Here is a 17,321-nt window from a genome sequence, read left to right on the forward strand (position 1 = left end):
ATTTTCCCTATTTGAACTCAACGTTCATTACACCACGCCAAACGTCGCAAATATCAGCACCACTCCCGTAGCAACAATGGGAATCGCTAATGTACAAACAAAAATATCTTTATAAGAATCTCGATGTGTCATGCCACAAATGCTAAGTAATGTAATGACCGCGCCATTATGAGGTAATGAGTCCAACCCGCCGCAGGCAATCGAAGCAATCCGATGTAACGCGTCTAGGCTGATCCCTAAATTTGACGCTTGTTGAATATAAATATCACCGAGTGCATCCAAAGCAATGCTTAGCCCACCAGAAGCAGAACCGGTAATTCCAGCCAGTAAACTGGTGGATATGGCAAATGACAGTAGCGGGGAGCCTGGAATGGACAAAATCATCTCTTTAATCGAATCAAATGAAGATAATGATTTGATCACATTACCAAAACCCACCGCAGCTGCCGTATTCATAATGGGCATAATGGCACTCTCTCCACCGTCATTAATCGCCTCTCGTGCATGAGCAATCTGTTTTCGAAAAAGAATCAGAGCGACGACAATCGCGGTCGTTAACGCGATGATCAGGCTCCACATCCCTTTCACTTTTTGGAGCGTTGAACCGTAATCAGACAGGTAATGGGCTTCAATATTGGGGTAATAAAACGTGACCAACAAAAAATTAAGCATCAGTACAATAACGATTGGGATAAATGCCCGTCGTGGAGAAGGTAAAGTGTCTGGTTCCTCACTATCGTCAACGTCGATACCAAGGTGATGTCCATAGCCTTCACCATTCGCACGGGCAACCGCTTCTCTTCTTTTCAGCCACAACATGCCTAATCCAAACATCGTGCTCGCGCCAATTAAACCGAGCATGGGAGCGGCATAGGCCGTCGTACCAAAAAATGGCATAGCAATCGTATTTTGAATCTGTGGTGAGCCTGGTAATGCTGTCATCGTAAAGGTAAACGATCCTAAAGCGATGGTTCCTGGAATTAACCGCTTGGGAACATTACTATCCCGAAAAATTTGCGCCGCAATAGGATAGACCGCAAACACCACCACAAACATGGAGACGCCCCCATACGTCAACACCGACACGGCAAGCACCACCGCTAAAATGGCATTATTTGCTCCAACCCTTGATGTGATCACCTGCGCAATCGTTTTTGCTGCACCAGAAACATCCATAATTTTGCCAAAGACGGCTCCCAATAAAAAAGCTGGAAAATAGAGCTTTACGTACTGGGCAGCACTCAACATAAAAACTTCAGTATAACTGGCCATCAAAGGGGTTCCCGACGAAAAAATTGCAGCGAATAAGGCAAGAATCGGAGCTAGCCATATCACAGACATACCTCGATAGGCTAAGTACATTAGCATCACTAACGACAGAATAATTCCAACCATTCCAAGCTCCACGAGAGACTTCTCCTTGCTATCCAGATTTGGTGACTGGCAAAATTTAACTTTTCAAAACCAACCCAAATTGAAGCATTCATTTCATGATTTTGGAAGATTGATTTATGTAACAATGCTCACATTTTACTAAAAATCTCGACATAAAAGATAAAAAACAATTACTTATTAGTAAGATAAGGATTTCCCATTTCCAGTTTTATGGTCAGCGACTGTTTAGAATATATTTTTCAATTAATTTATTTAAGAAATAAAATTTTCAATGATAGTATGATTTGGTTACTATTTTTCAACTTTGAAAAACTGAGGAATCAATCATGAGCACAAGTATCGTATTACCCAGAATCATGCATATAGGGAAAGGGGCGTCCATGAAGGTGGCGGAGGTGATGAAAACTCTCCATGTTCATTCCCCTCTCATCGTGACAGATAAAATGATGGTTAAGCTAGGTTATGCCGAGCGAGTACAACAAAGGTTACGCTGTGACGGTATCGAAAGTACGGTTTACTCAGATACTGTGCCAGAGCCAACGGTTAGCTCTATTCAAGCCGGTGTGGATTTAGTGCAAAAAAGTCATTTTGATTCAATCATTGCAATTGGCGGTGGTAGTCCAATTGATAGCGCAAAAGCAATCTCAATTGTGGGTAAATTGGGTGGACAAGTCAGTGACTACCGATTTCCAAACGATGTGGCTGAAAATGGGCTACCGATTATTGCGATTCCAACCACCGCAGGAACGGGTTCAGAAGTGACACGAGTGACGGTGATTACTGATGACACCAATGATGAAAAGATGCTCTGTATGGGGCTTGGGTTTATGCCAATGGCCGCATTAATCGACTTTGAATTGACGTTGTCGTTACCCCCCAGAGTGACCGCAGATTGTGGACTAGATGCCCTAACTCATGCTATCGAGGCGTATGTTAGTAAAAAGGCTAACCCTTTTACGGATACTCAAGCTCTCTCAGCAATAGAAATGATCGGAACCCATATCCGTCAAGCTTATCATGAGCCACAGAACGTACTTGCACGCTCAGCAATGATGTTAGGCGCAACACTGGCCGGTATTGCGTTTTCTAATGCCTCTGTCGCTTTAGTTCACGGCATGAGCCGACCTATTGGGGCTTTTTTTCATGTCCCGCACGGGTTATCCAACGCCATGTTATTGCCTGTTATTACGGAATATTCTATTCCTGCAGCAAAAGAACGTTATGCAGACTGTGCACGAGCAATGGGAGTGGCACTGCTTTCTGATCATCATTCCGTCGCCTGCCAAAAATTGGTTGCGGAGCTACGGCTGTTGAATCAACACCTTAACGTTCCCTCTCCCTCCTCTTATGGCATTGAAAAAGAAAAGTTTTTCGACTTGCTCCCCACAATGGCTCAGCAAGCATTCAATTCCGGTTCACCGCTAAATAATCCCAAAGTTCCAACGATTGAGGAAATGATAGAACTCTACCGAAAAGTATGGGCGGATGGAGAAAGATAAGTCTATTCGCTGTATTTCAATCACTTGAAGTTGTCGCTATAGCAACTTCAAGTAACAAAAGCTCGTGGAATGGTCGACTAAATGGAGAGATCATGAAAATAAAAAATATATTTATCCTCGTTGCAGTGTTCTTCAGTGTTCACTGCACTGCGGCACAAACGATAACGGTAAATAAAGTCGAAGGAGAAAAAGAACAACTGGCATTTAATATATTGCAATTAGTGTTAGCTAAAAGCTCTCCTGACGTAATCATTAAGCAAATTGATCAAAATTATAATGAAACACGACTCACTGAGGAAATTCAAGCCAATAATATTGATGTGATGTGGGCCGGCGCTTCATCGGAAAGGGATGAAAAGTTACTTGCTATTCGAATACCGATATTTAAAGGGCTTATGGGGCATCGACTTTTTATTATTAGATCGGGAGATCAAGCTAAATTCTCACAAATAAAAAATCTATCACAACTCAGAGCATTAAAAGCCGGTCAAGCTACTTTTTGGGGAGATACACAAGTCATTAAACAAGCGAATTTGCCCATCGTCACCACGATCAAATACAACAATCTTTTTCCAATGCTGGAAGGAGGACGGTACGACTATTTTCCCCGCGGTGTTCTTGAGCCTTGGGAAGAGGTCGCCCAACATACTCAACTCAATTTGGCTGTTGAAAAAGATTTGATGCTTATTTATCCCTTTGCTTTATATTTTTATGTCAGTAGAGACAATCAACCCTTATATAATCAAATATATCAAGGATTTATATCAGCTATCGATGATGGGAGTTTTGATTCGTTATTTTTCAATCATCCTCTTATCAAAGACACTCTTGCTAAAGCCAATCTAGGGCAACGAACCATCTTACGGATCGATAACCCTTATATGCATCCAGACACCCCATATGAGAACAAAAAGTTCTGGCTAGATATCAACCAGTTATAGGGAATCCATTATGAACTCTATTAAATATAAATCCATGCTGCTTTTGATCATTATTTCATTAGTGGTTATGGCTGCCGTTTTCTCTGGTAGCTATTTTTTTGCAAGAGAATACTTAACCAATCAGTTGGAACAAGATATTAATGACACGAATAAAACATTATCGGTCGTTTTAAAAGAACCTATCTTTTCATATGATAACCATTTAATTGATAATATTACAAAATCTTTTGTTAATTATCCCTACCTCTATCAAATCAAGGCATTTGATCATCGTAATAATATCATTGGAGAAGCGAAATCTGATCGGCCGATACCATCCTCTTCTGATTTAAAATCCTTTACCTTAAACATATTATGGGAAGATGGGCAAAAAATAGGATCGTTAGTGATTGATTATCGTCTTGATGCCAATAATGCGATTTTAAATACCATAAAGAAAATGTTCATGCTCATTGCGGTTTTGTTATTATTCTCCCTACAACTCATTAATTGGGGCGTATTATCAAAATTAGTGATAACACCACTTAACCAAGTCACAGCAGCACTGTCAAAAATCGCCCAAGGTGAAGGTGATTTAACCCGCAGGCTAACGATTCGTCATCACGATGAGGTTGGCCAATTAGCGAGTGAATTCAATACGTTTATTTCAAACCTTCATGCTTTGGTAACTCGTATCATCTCTTCCACGAACGAACTTGCTTTATGTGCTGAAAAAATCCGTGCTAACAGTGAACAAAATAGCCATGAGACTCAGCAACAATTAAGAGAGATCGAACAAGTTGCCACGGCGCTGAATGAAATGGCTTCAGCCTCACACGAAGTTTCCCATAATGCGAATAATACAGCGGATAAAACAAGAAGTTGTAATGTTCTTGCTGAGCAAGGAAATGAGGTCGTGAAACAGACCGTACTGGCTATTCATAAACTTGGCGATGAGATTAATTCCACCTCTGAGACCGTCTCTGAACTGAAAGAAAAAAGTGATTACATCAGCACCGTATTAGAAGTGATTAAAGGAGTAGCAGATCAAACCAATTTACTGGCGCTCAATGCCGCTATTGAAGCCGCCCGAGCTGGAGAACAAGGCCGTGGATTTGCGGTCGTTGCGGATGAAGTTCGAGCTCTTGCGTTGCGAACCCACCACTCTACAGAGGAAATCGAACATATCATTCACGATCTTCAAACCAGTTCAGAAAATGCCAATACTCAAATGAATGCGACAAGTCTTACCTTAAGCCAAACGGTCTCTGAGTCCGAACAAACCACACTCGCACTCAACAACATTATTAAACACATAAACGATATTAATGATATGAATACCCAAATAGCGACGGCGACCGAAGAACAAAATACCGTCGCCAATGATATCAGTGAAAAAATCAACATCATTAATGATAGCACCACTTCAGTCACGAATAATGTTGCAGGTGTACGCGTGTTAAGTGAACAGTTAGATGAAATTTGCCAACACATACGTGAGGATTTAAATAAATTTAAAGTGTAACGGTTCAACAAGACAAATAGTCAAAAAACCGTTTACCCTTTCTATAGATCCATAGAGTAAAAAAGCGCCTCCGGCATAGCAGGAGGCGCTTTTTTGTATAGAGAAAAATCGATCAATCCATTGTGGGCATCGAGAAAGAGCTGGCATGTTGCTCTAACCGAACACTTGTAGGCCAACGGCTGGTGACGGTTTTCATGCGGGTATAAAAACGCACCCCATCTTGACCATGGACATTGAGCGGCCCAAATATTGAGCGCTTCCAACCACCAAAACTGTGGAACGCCATAGGGACTGGAATCGGGACATTGATACCAACCATGCCAGTATGGACCTCTTCACTAAATTGACGAGCCGTTTCACCATCGCGGGTAAAGATGGCTGAACCATTGCCGTATTCATGGCGATTAATCAATGCTAACGCGGTTTGATAATTCTCAACCCGTACCACACACAACACTGGGCCAAAAATTTCTTCTTGATACACGGTCATCTCGGGTGAAACATGATCAATTAACGTTGGACCAACAAAATAGCCGGCTTCATACCCCTCAACGGAACAATCTCGGCCATCGGTAATTAAGGTCGCTCCCTGATCCTGTCCCGATTGAATATAGTCACATATTTTTTGTTTATGCTGCGCTGAGATAACTGGCCCCATATCATTTTCAGTGCCATCGACCATCCCTGGGCCCACTCGCATGGTGGCGATTTTCTGTTGTAGCCGCTCAATGAGTTGATCAGCCGTTTCATCACCAACAACCACGGCGACAGAAAGCGCCATACAACGCTCTCCAGCAGCCCCAAAAGCTGCGCCTATAATCGCATTGGTTGCCATATCAATATCGGCATCTGGCATCAAAATGCAGTGATTTTTAGCGCCCCCTAATGCTTGGCAACGCTTACCATGAGCAGAAGCGGTACTGTAGATATATTCCGCAATCGGGGTAGAACCAACAAAGCTGACCGCTTGAATTCTCGGATCAGTAAGCAGTACATCGACCGCTTCTTTGTCCCCATTCACAACATTAAACACCCCATCAGGTAAGCCCGCTTCGGTGAGCAGCTCCGCCAGAATTAACGCTGTACTCGGATCTTTCTCTGACGGCTTTAAAATAAAGGTATTACCCGTTGCCAAAGCAATGGGAAACATCCACATTGGCACCATCGCTGGGAAGTTAAACGGGGTGATGCCAGCGCAAACACCGAGTGGCTGCATTAAAGAATGGCTATCAACATGCGTCCCCACGTTGGCAGAGTGTTCTCCTTTTTGCAGATGAGGAATACCACAGGCGAACTCAACCACTTCAAGCCCTCGAGTCACTTCCCCCACCGCATCAGAATAAACTTTACCATGCTCATTGGAGATGACTCGAGCCAATCTATCCATATTCTGCTCCAGTAACGCTTTAAACTGAAACATAACTCGCGCACGTTTTAACGGGCTGGTTTTCGCCCATGAGGCAAACGCTTTTTCCGCCGCTTTGATCGCCTCTTCCACTTCTTCCTTTTGGCTTAATTGGACCTGTCGGGTTTGCTCACCTGTTGCAGGGTTATAGATTGCAGAAAATCGTTCACTCTGGCTTGCTTTGTGTTGACCATTAATAAAATTCAGCACCGTTTCCATCGTATTCTCCTTCGGCTGTCTTGACTGGAACATCATTATTATTTTGCTGTCACTACGTATTCCGTACTGCTTGAACCGTTCTAACAATACCACTCTTTATACAGAATAAATATTTCACTTTCAATGCAAGTTTAGTTGTTTTGTTTCATTTTGTACGAGATGTTTTCTAAATTTTGGCCGGAATCACCCAATTTACCGAATTTAAATGAAATCTTAATTTCATTTAACACACATAAAACCAAGGAACGCTGCTGACCATTCTGGCTTTTGTTGGCTAGAATGGTGGGATAAAAAAAGCGCCTAAAAAGGCGCTATCAGGAATAAGAGGTTAGCAATTTACTCAAAGAATTGGCGCTATAAAAGCCCAGCTTCTTTGGCAAATTTAAATAAGTTGTTGTAGCCCAATGTGGCATAAGTCAACGGGTGAGCAATCGCAGGATCTTGCTCAGCTTCAACCACAAGCCAGCCCGTATAATTGACCTCTTTCAACACACGAAATACCGCGGGGTAATCAATACAACCATCACCCGGTACGGTGTAAACGCCTTCTAGAACAGAATCCAAGAAGCTTAATTTGCGATTTTTGACATCGGCAAGTACGTCTTTTCGAATGTCTTTGCAATGTACATGGTTAATTCGCTTAGCCCAGCACTGCGCGACTTTTACCGGATCTTCACCAGCAAACGTCAGATGCCCAGTGTCTAATAGTAAGCCAACTTCAGGGCCTGTGTGCTTCATCAAGTTATCGATATCTTGCGCGGTTTCAATCACCGTTCCCATATGGTGATGGTAAGCAATCTGGACACCTTGGCTCTGGGTGTATTGCGCAAACTCTGTTAGCTTACGACCATACTCTTCCCAACGATCAGCGGGAAACAGAGGACGTAAGTGAACCGGTGTCTCTTTTGCACCATGAATACAATTCGTCACTTCACAGGCGACCATCACTGTTGCGCCAAGTTCACGCAATAAGGTCAGGTGTTCTTGTACAGCTTCAATTTCCTCTTCCACACTACGAGTCAAGAGTTCCATGGAATACCAGCCAGAGACCAGTTTCAGATCATGGCTAGCGAGAATTGGGCCTAACACACTCGCCTGACGTGGAAATTTATTCCCCAGCTCAAAGCCTGCAAACCCCGCTTGTTTTCCTTCGCTTAAACAGGTTTCTAGCGATGTTTCGGCTCCCAGTGTTGGCATATCGTCATTGGTCCACGTGAGTGGGTTAATACCTAGTTGAACACTCATCAAAAGTCTCCTTTATTGCACTATTTTTCGCCGCGTTGACGCCATAGTGTGATTAAGTTGTGATAATTTTCTTTCACGGTATGAATCAGAGTTTGGTCATCCATTTGACCGGCTAACCACGCACGTGAGGGCTCTCCAAATAACGTGCGACCAACAGCAAACCCTTTCACGATGTTTTGTCCTGCTGTTTGTGAAAAACCATGCTGTAATTCTGCTTGCGGAGCATCTAAGCCCAAAATAACGACTCCTCGACAGTAAGCATCTCGTTCTTCAATCAACGTCGAGATCGCCTGCCAGCTCGCTTTATCTAATGGAGGAAGCTTCCACCAATCTGGCTTTATGCCTAGGTTATAAAAGCGTTTCATCGCTCGTAGATAGAGGGCATCTTCTTTTTCGATGCCTGCGGGTAAAATCACTTCGAGTAACAGCTCATGCCCAGATTGGCAACAGGCTTGATACACTTCTTGAATTTGATGTTCTTGTTGTAAACGCATCGTGTGATCATCTTCTGGGTTAAAGAACACCAGACATTTCACGATATGCTCAAGCGGCCAACTGACGAGTTGTGAGCCAATGTTGCCATGCTCCAGTTCCAGCGGGCGTGATCCCGGTAATTCAATAGGACGTGCAATCCACCATCCCTGTCCAGTAATGGCATTTAATACATCTTGACCAAAGGAGCTATCACACAATAACCCGGCTTGTCCTTTTTCCAGCCCAGCTTCAACGGCGACTTCTCGGCTGGCTTGTAGAATCAGTTTCTTCAGTGGCTTAATACGAGCGATGTCTGCCCCAACTTGCCGCGCCATATCAACAAATTGAATTCGGTGATCAAACGCCATCACGCAGAGCTCATCTCGTGTTGGAGATTTTCGCGTGGTGACACGATGGAGATGATTAAGCTCACTATCGAGATCAGGACGCTTCACTTGCTGAGCCCGTAGTAAGTAATTGTCCAGCTCGGCTTTCGTTGGCATTGCCGGAGCGCAACCATGGCGAGAAACCACTAACGCGCCACAAGCATTGGCATAAGCACACGCTTTTTCCCAACCTTCACCATTTAAGTAGCCACGCAATAAGCCCGACATAAAGGCATCGCCTGCTCCTAATACGTTCAACACATCCACTCGAACGCCATAAACGGTGATTCCTTGATCAAGAGTTTCGGGAATAACATCCGTAAATACGGAGCAACCTAACGCCCCTCGTTTACACACCAACTCAGCCTGAGAAACTTCACGAACGGCTTTTAACGCTTGAATGGTATCAGTTGAACCGCCGCAGATATGAAACTCTTCTTCAGTCCCGACTATCACGTCAAAAAGACCTAATACCTCTTGCAGTTGATCGGTAACTTTTTCTGATTCAATAAAACGAGTTTCACCATCGCCTAAAGAGGTGAGCCCCCATAACACCGGTCGGTAATCAATATCTAAGGCAGTTTTAACACCATTGCGACGAGCATATTTCAATGCCGTCAACACCGCTTCTCGTGTTTTAGGGTGAGAAAGATGCGTTCCGGTGATTGCCAAACAACGTGCAGAGGCAATGTACTCTTCACTGAAATCTTCCTTGCTGATCGCCATATCAGCACAGTTTTCACGATAGAAAATCAGTGGGAAGGTTTCTTCATCTTTAATACCGAGGATCACAAGCCCGGTTAGCCGATCTTTATCTGTCAGTAAATGGCTGGTGTCACAGCCAACTCGTTGTAACTCTTCACGTAAAAAGCGGCCCATATGTTCATCACCAACACGTGCCAGCATGGAGGATTTTAGCCCTTGTACTGCGGTACCATAAGCCACGTTACCCGATGAGCCACCCAAATATTTACTAAAAGAGCTCATATCTTCTAAGCGGGCACCGATTTGCTGTCCATAGAGATCAACCGCAATTCGTCCCATGCAAATCACATCTAAATTCTTTTCTGTACTCACCGTTCGCTCCTTAAGTACCTCTGTGCTAAACAAGTCCTCTTTTCCCTTAAGGGGATAGACCGTTCTTGCCGTGTTACACTCTATTGCACAATCATTTCACAACACCATTTATACGGAATATTTATTTCATTTTCAATAAAAAATTACCGTAATATTTCATTATGTGATCGTGATGGAATTTTTATTTATAAATATTAAAAAATAGAATAAATACTTCAAGAGAAAAAAGAACTAATAAAACAATGGGATAGAAAGATTTAAATTTAGACGGGAGTCAAAACAGAAAAATGGAAGTGAAAAAGCCCACCACATTTCGTGGTGGGAAATCGGGGGGTGGTTTCGTATTATCCGTTTAATACTGACGGGCTGTCGTTAATACTTGCTTAATGTCATTCGCGGCTTGCTCAATCTCTGGTTTATCGGCCACTTGAGCAGTACCACAGCGCCACCAAGCTTCATAACCATGGGTCATGGTTTTGGGTAACACTTTGATATCAATCAGGGTCGATACCGTCTGTTTTTTTGCCTCTTCAAGCGCACTGATCAGTTGCTCTTCGTTGTAAACTCGATAGGCTCGACATCCATAACTTTCGGCGTTCATAGCAAAATCCACCGGAACTAGTGGCCCGGTCAACGTGTTTGTTTTCGGATCTCGAAAGCGGTTTTCCGTTCCAAAACTCCCCATCCCTTGGCTCATTTGTAAATTATTGATACACCCAAAAGCGGCATTATCAAACAAAATTACGTTGATCTTCACCCCTTCTTGAATAGAGGTTTGTAATTCAGAATGCAGCATCATGTAAGAGCCATCACCTAATAAGGTATAAACGGGTTGATCAGGACAAGCGATCTTCGCCCCCACGGCAGCCCCAATTTCATATCCCATACAGGAGAAACCATACTCCATATGGTAGGTATCAGGTACTTTCGGTTGCCATAGCCGTTGTAAATCACCCGGTAACGAACCTGCGGCCCCGACCACAATCGCATCATCTTCTAAGTGTTGATCCAACAAACCTAAAACACGGGTTTGCGTTAACTCAGTATTGAGAGCGTCTCGATACTCACGCAATTCATCATCAAAATGCCCTTCCACCTCCGGTTGGTATTCTTGCCCTATTTGTGTAGCAAACAAACGCGCGACTTCTTCTCGCCACAGTGATTTCGCTTGCTTGATCTCATTGTGATAACCACTGGTGTAGCCAGCCTGAATTAAGTGGCTTGCCATCGCCCCAAGGGCTGATTTTGCATCCGCGACCACCGCAGTAGCATCAAGCTTACAGGCATCAAATTCCGACACATTGATGGTTAAAAAATCGACGTCTGGATGTTGAAATAATGATTTAGAAGCCGTGGTAAAATCGGTAAATCGGGTACCTACTCCAATCACCAAGTCGGCTTCTTTCGCAATGAGGTTAGCAGCCAAACCGCCCGTGGTACCAATGCCTCCTAAATTAAGGGCATGATCACACACAATGGCGCTTTTTCCTGCCTGTGTTTCACCAAAAGGAATATGGAAGGTTTCGGCAAATTGACGAAATGCTTCGTGAGCTTCTGAATATCGAACCCCACCGCCACAGATAAGTAGTGGTTTTTTCTTCGTCATGATTAAGCGAACCGCCTCATCGATCATGGCGTCAGTCGCAGGTCGGCGATCAATACGATGTACTCTTTTTTTAAAGAAATATTCTGGGAAATCATACGCTTCCCCTTGTACATCTTGGGGTAAACAGATGGTGACGGCTCCTGTATCAGCAGGGTCGGTCAAAACGCGCATGGCATGAATCATCGCAGACATCAATTGCTCAGGGCGATTGATACGATCCCAATAACGAGAAACGGGTTTAAAGCAATCATTGGTGCTGATTGAAGCATCATAATATTGCTCAACTTGTTGAAGCACCGGATCTGGTTGCCGACAAGCAAAAATGTCACCCGGTAAGAAGAGTACAGGAATTCGGTTTGCGGTTGCCGTTGCTGCCGCGGTGATCATATTGGCAGCACCGGGGCCAACGGATGAAGTCACGGCATAAATTTTCTTGCGTTTATGCTGTTTAGCAAACCCCATTGCAATATGTGCCATTCCTTGTTCATTACACCCTTGGTGAACAATCAAATCTCCTGAATCTTGTTCTAACGCTTGCCCAAGCCCTACTACATTGCCATGACCAAAAATCGTTAGTACACCATGAATAAACTTATGCTGCTGACCATCAAACTCAACGTATTGTTGGTTCATAAATTTGACCAGCGCCTGCGCTGTTGTCATTCTTATTGTCTTCATCACCCGATCATCTCCAAAATTCGCTAAGAGAAGCATTGATACTGTTCCATCACTGTTCTCGTGACTTACCGCAATCCTGTTATTTCTTGAAATCACTATATGAAATATAAATTTCATTTCAATTTATATTTGGAATAAATTTGACTTTTGTGATCGGAGTACAATTGTCAAAATTAAACGTAAATTTCTTAATGTCGCCGAGTTTTTCTCATGAACTCACCTTGAAATTGAAACATTTATTTCATAACATGAATAATTGAAAACTTAAACTCATTTCAACCAGAAGCAAGTCATGAAGAACAAACCACACCTAGATAACGTGAATACGCTGGGGAAATGGGCTTGCTAACCACTGAGGAACATCGCATGTCTACACTATTATCAAAGTATAAAGCGCCAGATAAAATAGGGTGTACGCAAAAAATAACCCCTGAGAATGCAGGCTGGGAATATGTCGGATTTGAAGTTTATGAATTGAAAACAGGGCAAAAACTGGTTCTACCTGCATCAAGTAATGAACTTTGCTTAGTTCTGGTCGCGGGCAAAGCAAGCATAAGAACAGAAACAGCGATTTTTGAAAACATCGGCGAGCGGATGAACCCTTTTGAACGAAAAAAACCATACGCTGTTTATGTTTCCGCTCAGGAAGGTTGTGAGGTTGAAGCATTAACGCCACTAGAATTGGCCGTCTGTAAAGCACCGGGTAAAGGAACCTATGCCACTCGGTTAATTACACCAAAAGATATCCAAGCTGAAGCACGAGGCCAAGGTAATAACCGACGCTATGTACATAACATATTACCTGATGATGTACCCGCAGATAGCTTATTGGTCGTGGAAGTCTTTACTGATGAAGGTTGCACTAGTTCCTATCCAAGCCATAAGCACGATCAATCTAACGAACCTCATGAAACGTATTTAGAAGAAACTTACTACCATCGCCTTAACCCTAGCCAAGGTTTCTGCTTGCAGCGTGTTTATACCGATGATCGATCTTTAGATGAATCGATGGCGGTTTATGATAAAGATGTGGTCAAAGCACCAAAAGGTTATCACCCTGTAGCGACCATTGCCGGTTACGATAACTATTACTTAAATGTCATGGCTGGCCCTTCAAGAAAATGGTGCTTCACTTGGGAGCCAGACCATGAATGGGTCAATGGTCCGGTTTATAAGGCCAAACATGCTTAGTTGGGTATTTTGATTGTTATATAAAAACGTCAGCACTGATTGCTGACGTTTTTTATGCTAAGGATAAATCCGCTACTTACTCTTTGTTTGCAGAATCATGAAAAGCGAGCGATACAGCAAGAGTTTGAGCTAAACACAAGGAAGCGGCTTGAGAGCGAAATGCATCCACCTTTGCTTCTTTCACCACAAAACAGACATCACTCGATGAGGCTAATGGGCTAATTTGACTATCGGTAATGATAATTTGCTGAATCGCAGAACCGACTAATGATTCACTGATTGCAGTCGTTTCTTTTGCATAGGGTGAGAAGCTAATCACAATCAATACATCATTTTCTTCAATGGTACTCATCTGCTCTTTAAACATGCCCCCCAATCCATCAATGAGGAAAGCACGCTTGTTTAAGTGGCGCAATGCATAAACAAGATACGATGAAACAGAAAATGAACGACCTAAACCCACCACATAGATATTCTTTGCCTGAGCGAGAATCTCAACCGCGCTATCCAAATATTCAACCGGGGTTTGCGCCGCTAACTGATGCATAGCATTGCTATTTGCTCGTGCAAACTCTTGTAGAATATCCATCGGGCGTTCTGGTGGCGTGGTATCCCCTTCCATTTCTTTCAATAACCGAACACGATCCGTATAACTGGACGTCTCTTCTAATAAATTACTGCGAAATAGTTGTTTCATTTCATTAAAGCCACTGTAACCAAACGCATTGGCAAAGCGGATCAAGGTTGACGGTGGAACATTCGCTTGCTCAGCAATGGCGGAAACCGTTTCAAAAGCGACACTGTTTTTATTATCTAAAACATAAGCAGCCACTTGTTGCAATCTTTTGCTGAGTTCACCATAACGAGTACGGATTTGATCTTCTAATTCACTTAAGGTTGTTGCCGATAACATTCCAACACTCCATCATCTCTTTTAGACAATCTTATTCAAAATAAAACAACAATGAAATTTTTTTTCTGTTTTTATACGAATAAAGTAAAAAATTTAGACCAAACACGATTTTGTAGCGTTCATTTTTCAAGAGAGCTGACAGCAATATGCATTCATCATAATGAACGCAATACCAAAGGTCCCAAACACGGTGTTTGATCTTCACAAATTTCCTCGACCAACGCCAGAAACAACTCGCCAGTAGCCACTACATCGGCAAAAGCATTATGCGCGAGATAAGGAGGCAACCCTTTCTGTTCTCGAATATGAGCCAATCGTAAATCAGGATACATTATCCCTCGATACTTAATAAGCGAGCGTTCTAATCGCATCGTATCTAAAAAGATCAGGGGTAAAGGGAGTGAATCTTCTAGCGATAGCAACTGACGTAAAAACTGCTTCTCAATTTCAGCACCATGAGCAATCACCACTTTCCCGCTTAAACTTTCGACCAAACATTCAATCAGCTCATGACGTGAAATGCCTCCGAGCAATGTTTCCGGTACGATATGGTTAACGACCGCTGTTTCTGCCTCAATACAGTGCTCAGACTCAACATAATAATGCTGAGCCGTGGCAAGAGACATCACCGGGTAATGAATGTTGATCATCCCTACCGATAAAATTTCATCTTGCCTTGGATTGAGCCCTGAGGTTTCAAAGTCTAACACCACACACTTTAACTGCGATAACGGGGTATTAGGATCAGGGTACGGTTTCTTAAAAAGTGGCAGGCAATGAGACGGAATTCGAGATCGCGCCAAAGCATGACATCGTAACTTATCACTATTGCTGAGCGGGTGTTGACGACGAAACCAATGCTTTATCACCGTAAGCGCCCTCCTGCATGATACCGTTGTTTCGCCGCCTCTTGATAACGAGCAATAATTCGAAATGCATCTTTAAGATGGCTACGTTCAAATGCCGTCAACTCACCCGGCGCTACCTGATTATTCAGGGGTTGCCCGTGTTGTACTTGTTCACCTTGATGGTGAAAGCGAACTTGATTGATAAAGTTCAACGCTTCTTGTAGCTCTTGCTTGCTGCCATGGCTGATCACCCCAAGTTTTGCCGCACACGCTAATCTTTTGTGCGTTTCCGGTGCAAAACACCCTGCATTTAAGGCATAAATTCGCGCTAACTCAATAAGTAAATTCACCGCTTGCTGTTTAATATTAAGCACTTGGCGATTATCCCCATCTTTGGTTAACACAAATTGACGAAACAGGCCTAGTGGCGGACTAACACGCAAAGAGTTTGCCACCATAATAGAAAGAAAGCGCTGGTTTCCTCGGACACAAGTCAGCAAGGTTTGGTTAAGTGCCTCAACCAAAGGTTTTGCTCCGTATAAAAAACGCATGTCCAGAAATACGCTGATATCGAGCAATGACTGAGGTTCAGGCAATACCACCCATTGCCTGAAGTTTTTTTGCCATTGCTCTAAAGAGACACACCAGCGAGCCTGATTCGCCATCATTTCTCCTGGGCAAAATGGATAACCACAGGCATCAAGCCCATGGCAAACAAACTGTGCTAATTTGTGAAAATAAGCTTGCTCATCATGGTTGGCTTCTCTGGCCAATATGATGCCGTTATCTTGATCGGAATTTAAATGCATCTCTTGGCGAGCCTGAGATCCGGCGGCAAACCAAGCATATTCCATCGGAGGTGGGCCAAATTCACGCTCAGCCAATTGCAGTAGCCGTTTATTAAAGGCATCGGCGATCAAGGTCATCATCTGCTGGATAATGGTGGGGGCAACACTGGCAGAGAGTAATGCATCAAATACAGCTTGTCGTTGAGGAACCAGACTCACTAGCTCAATCAAAGACTCCTGCCGGTAAATTCGGCTGATCAGAAACACCGCATGAACATGGCTTTTTTCTGTCAAACTGGTGGCGGTTAATACCCCGACAACCTGCTCCCCTTCCAACACTGGCAAGCTTCGTACATTGTGTAACATCATCATTTCCATCGCTTCAAGCAACAAAGCATCAGACTGAATGGTTTGAGGATGTTGAGTCATAATTTGACTGATGGGCGTATTTAACATTAACCCTGCCGCAATGACTCTTTTGGTCATATCTCTGTCAGTGACCACACCGACTAATTGATCATTATCCATCACTAACGCACTGGAACGGTGACTATTGACCATAATTTGTGCCGCTTCTTGTACCAGAGTATCGGAATGGACTTTTGCCACACTACGATTCATCACCTCTTTGACACGTTTTAAATAGAGCATTTCCTCACCGGCCCATTTCACACTGGAATGAGCCAAACGCACCGATTCTTTGGAAGAGAAGTGATTTCTAACCGCGGGGTTATCTTGCATGAGCTGTAACAGAACCCTTTTCGGAATGCGATACAGTAACGTATTTTCTAACGCCACTAGCTGGTAATCACACTCACCCGTACGATACAACTGGCTAAAACCGAACAGATCACCATCTGCGAGTCGAGCCCGCAAGGTTCCATCCGCGTGGCATTGCTCTACCGCGCCTGTTCGCACAAGGTACAATCCCTGCCCGACAATATGCTCTCCAGCAAGCGGTTTGCCTTGCTTTAAATAGAGAATATCCACTGCCGCCGCTAGGGCTTCTTGCTCTTGTGTTCCTAATCGCTCAAAGGGATCAACCGAAGAGAGATAACTAACAATATTAGGTAAAAGTGAACGTTCCATCGCAGAGCCTATTTCTATCAATGAAAATCGCTCAATCCTTTTGCGAAAAGATTGAGCGGTATA

General features: G+C 43.4%; 12 protein-coding genes. 4 read left to right on the forward strand and 8 right to left on the reverse strand.

Annotated elements, in window-relative coordinates:
* Positions 1-27: 27 nt before the first annotated feature.
* Positions 28-1,395 carry a GntP family permease gene (locus FKN88_RS02840; protein ID WP_238925701.1) on the reverse strand — a complete coding sequence of 456 codons (1,368 nt, stop codon included), beginning with the start codon at positions 1,393-1,395 and terminating at the stop codon, positions 28-30.
* A gap of 326 nt (positions 1,396-1,721) precedes the next feature.
* Between FKN88_RS02840 and FKN88_RS02845 the strand changes: the two genes are divergently transcribed.
* From FKN88_RS02845 to FKN88_RS02855, 3 genes are all read left to right on the forward strand, one after another.
* Positions 1,722-2,894: an iron-containing alcohol dehydrogenase gene (locus FKN88_RS02845; RefSeq protein WP_154171077.1), complete on the forward strand. Its 1,173-nt coding sequence runs from the start codon at positions 1,722-1,724 to the stop codon at positions 2,892-2,894.
* Positions 2,895-2,986: 92 nt separating this feature from the next.
* Complete coding sequence (locus FKN88_RS02850) at positions 2,987-3,835, forward strand: diguanylate cyclase (RefSeq protein WP_238925702.1); 849 nt, start codon at positions 2,987-2,989, stop codon at positions 3,833-3,835.
* A 10-nt stretch (positions 3,836-3,845) separates the two neighbouring features.
* Complete coding sequence (locus FKN88_RS02855) at positions 3,846-5,339, forward strand: methyl-accepting chemotaxis protein (RefSeq protein WP_154171079.1); 1,494 nt, start codon at positions 3,846-3,848, stop codon at positions 5,337-5,339.
* Positions 5,340-5,451: 112 nt separating this feature from the next.
* Here FKN88_RS02855 and FKN88_RS02860 read toward each other — a convergent pair whose 3' ends face one another.
* The 4 genes from FKN88_RS02860 to iolD form a co-directional block, all read right to left on the reverse strand.
* A complete protein-coding gene (locus FKN88_RS02860; RefSeq protein ID WP_170906268.1) occupies positions 5,452-6,963 on the reverse strand; it encodes a CoA-acylating methylmalonate-semialdehyde dehydrogenase in 1,512 nt (503 codons plus the stop codon).
* 354 nt (positions 6,964-7,317) lie between these two features.
* A complete protein-coding gene (gene iolE, locus FKN88_RS02865) occupies positions 7,318-8,208 on the reverse strand; it encodes a myo-inosose-2 dehydratase (protein WP_154171080.1) in 891 nt (296 codons plus the stop codon).
* A gap of 20 nt (positions 8,209-8,228) precedes the next feature.
* The gene (gene iolC / locus FKN88_RS02870) at positions 8,229-10,145 is read right to left on the reverse strand and encodes a 5-dehydro-2-deoxygluconokinase (RefSeq protein WP_170905502.1); all 1,917 of its coding nucleotides are present in this window, start codon (positions 10,143-10,145) and stop codon (positions 8,229-8,231) included.
* A gap of 352 nt (positions 10,146-10,497) precedes the next feature.
* Positions 10,498-12,429 (reverse strand): 3D-(3,5/4)-trihydroxycyclohexane-1,2-dione acylhydrolase (decyclizing), encoded by a 1,932-nt coding sequence (gene iolD, locus FKN88_RS02875; RefSeq protein ID WP_238925716.1) that lies wholly within the window; start codon positions 12,427-12,429, stop codon positions 10,498-10,500.
* Positions 12,430-12,795: 366 nt separating this feature from the next.
* On the opposite strand from iolD, the gene iolB reads away from it, so the two are divergent.
* A complete protein-coding gene (gene iolB, locus FKN88_RS02880; RefSeq protein WP_170905500.1) occupies positions 12,796-13,620 on the forward strand; it encodes a 5-deoxy-glucuronate isomerase in 825 nt (274 codons plus the stop codon).
* Between the two features lie 76 nt (positions 13,621-13,696).
* On the opposite strand, the gene FKN88_RS02885 is transcribed toward iolB, so the two are convergent.
* The 3 genes from FKN88_RS02885 to FKN88_RS02895 all read right to left on the reverse strand — a co-directional run bounded on the left by FKN88_RS02885 (position 13,697) and on the right by FKN88_RS02895 (position 17,258).
* On the reverse strand, positions 13,697-14,533 hold the full coding sequence (locus FKN88_RS02885; RefSeq protein WP_004396389.1) for a MurR/RpiR family transcriptional regulator: 837 nt from the start codon (positions 14,531-14,533) through the stop codon (positions 13,697-13,699).
* Between the two features lie 155 nt (positions 14,534-14,688).
* Complete coding sequence (locus tag FKN88_RS02890; protein WP_154171082.1) at positions 14,689-15,402, reverse strand: exonuclease domain-containing protein; 714 nt, start codon at positions 15,400-15,402, stop codon at positions 14,689-14,691.
* Positions 15,399-17,258, reverse strand: a complete 1,860-nt coding sequence (locus tag FKN88_RS02895; RefSeq protein WP_306687202.1) for a DUF294 nucleotidyltransferase-like domain-containing protein — start codon at positions 17,256-17,258, stop codon at positions 15,399-15,401. Before FKN88_RS02895 ends, FKN88_RS02890 begins: the two co-directional genes overlap by 4 nt.
* Positions 17,259-17,321 lie beyond the last annotated feature (63 nt).

Origin of the sequence: Vibrio sp. 2017_1457_13, from assembly GCF_030851525.1 — a bacterium.
GTDB classification, from domain to species: domain Bacteria; phylum Pseudomonadota; class Gammaproteobacteria; order Enterobacterales; family Vibrionaceae; genus Vibrio; species Vibrio metschnikovii.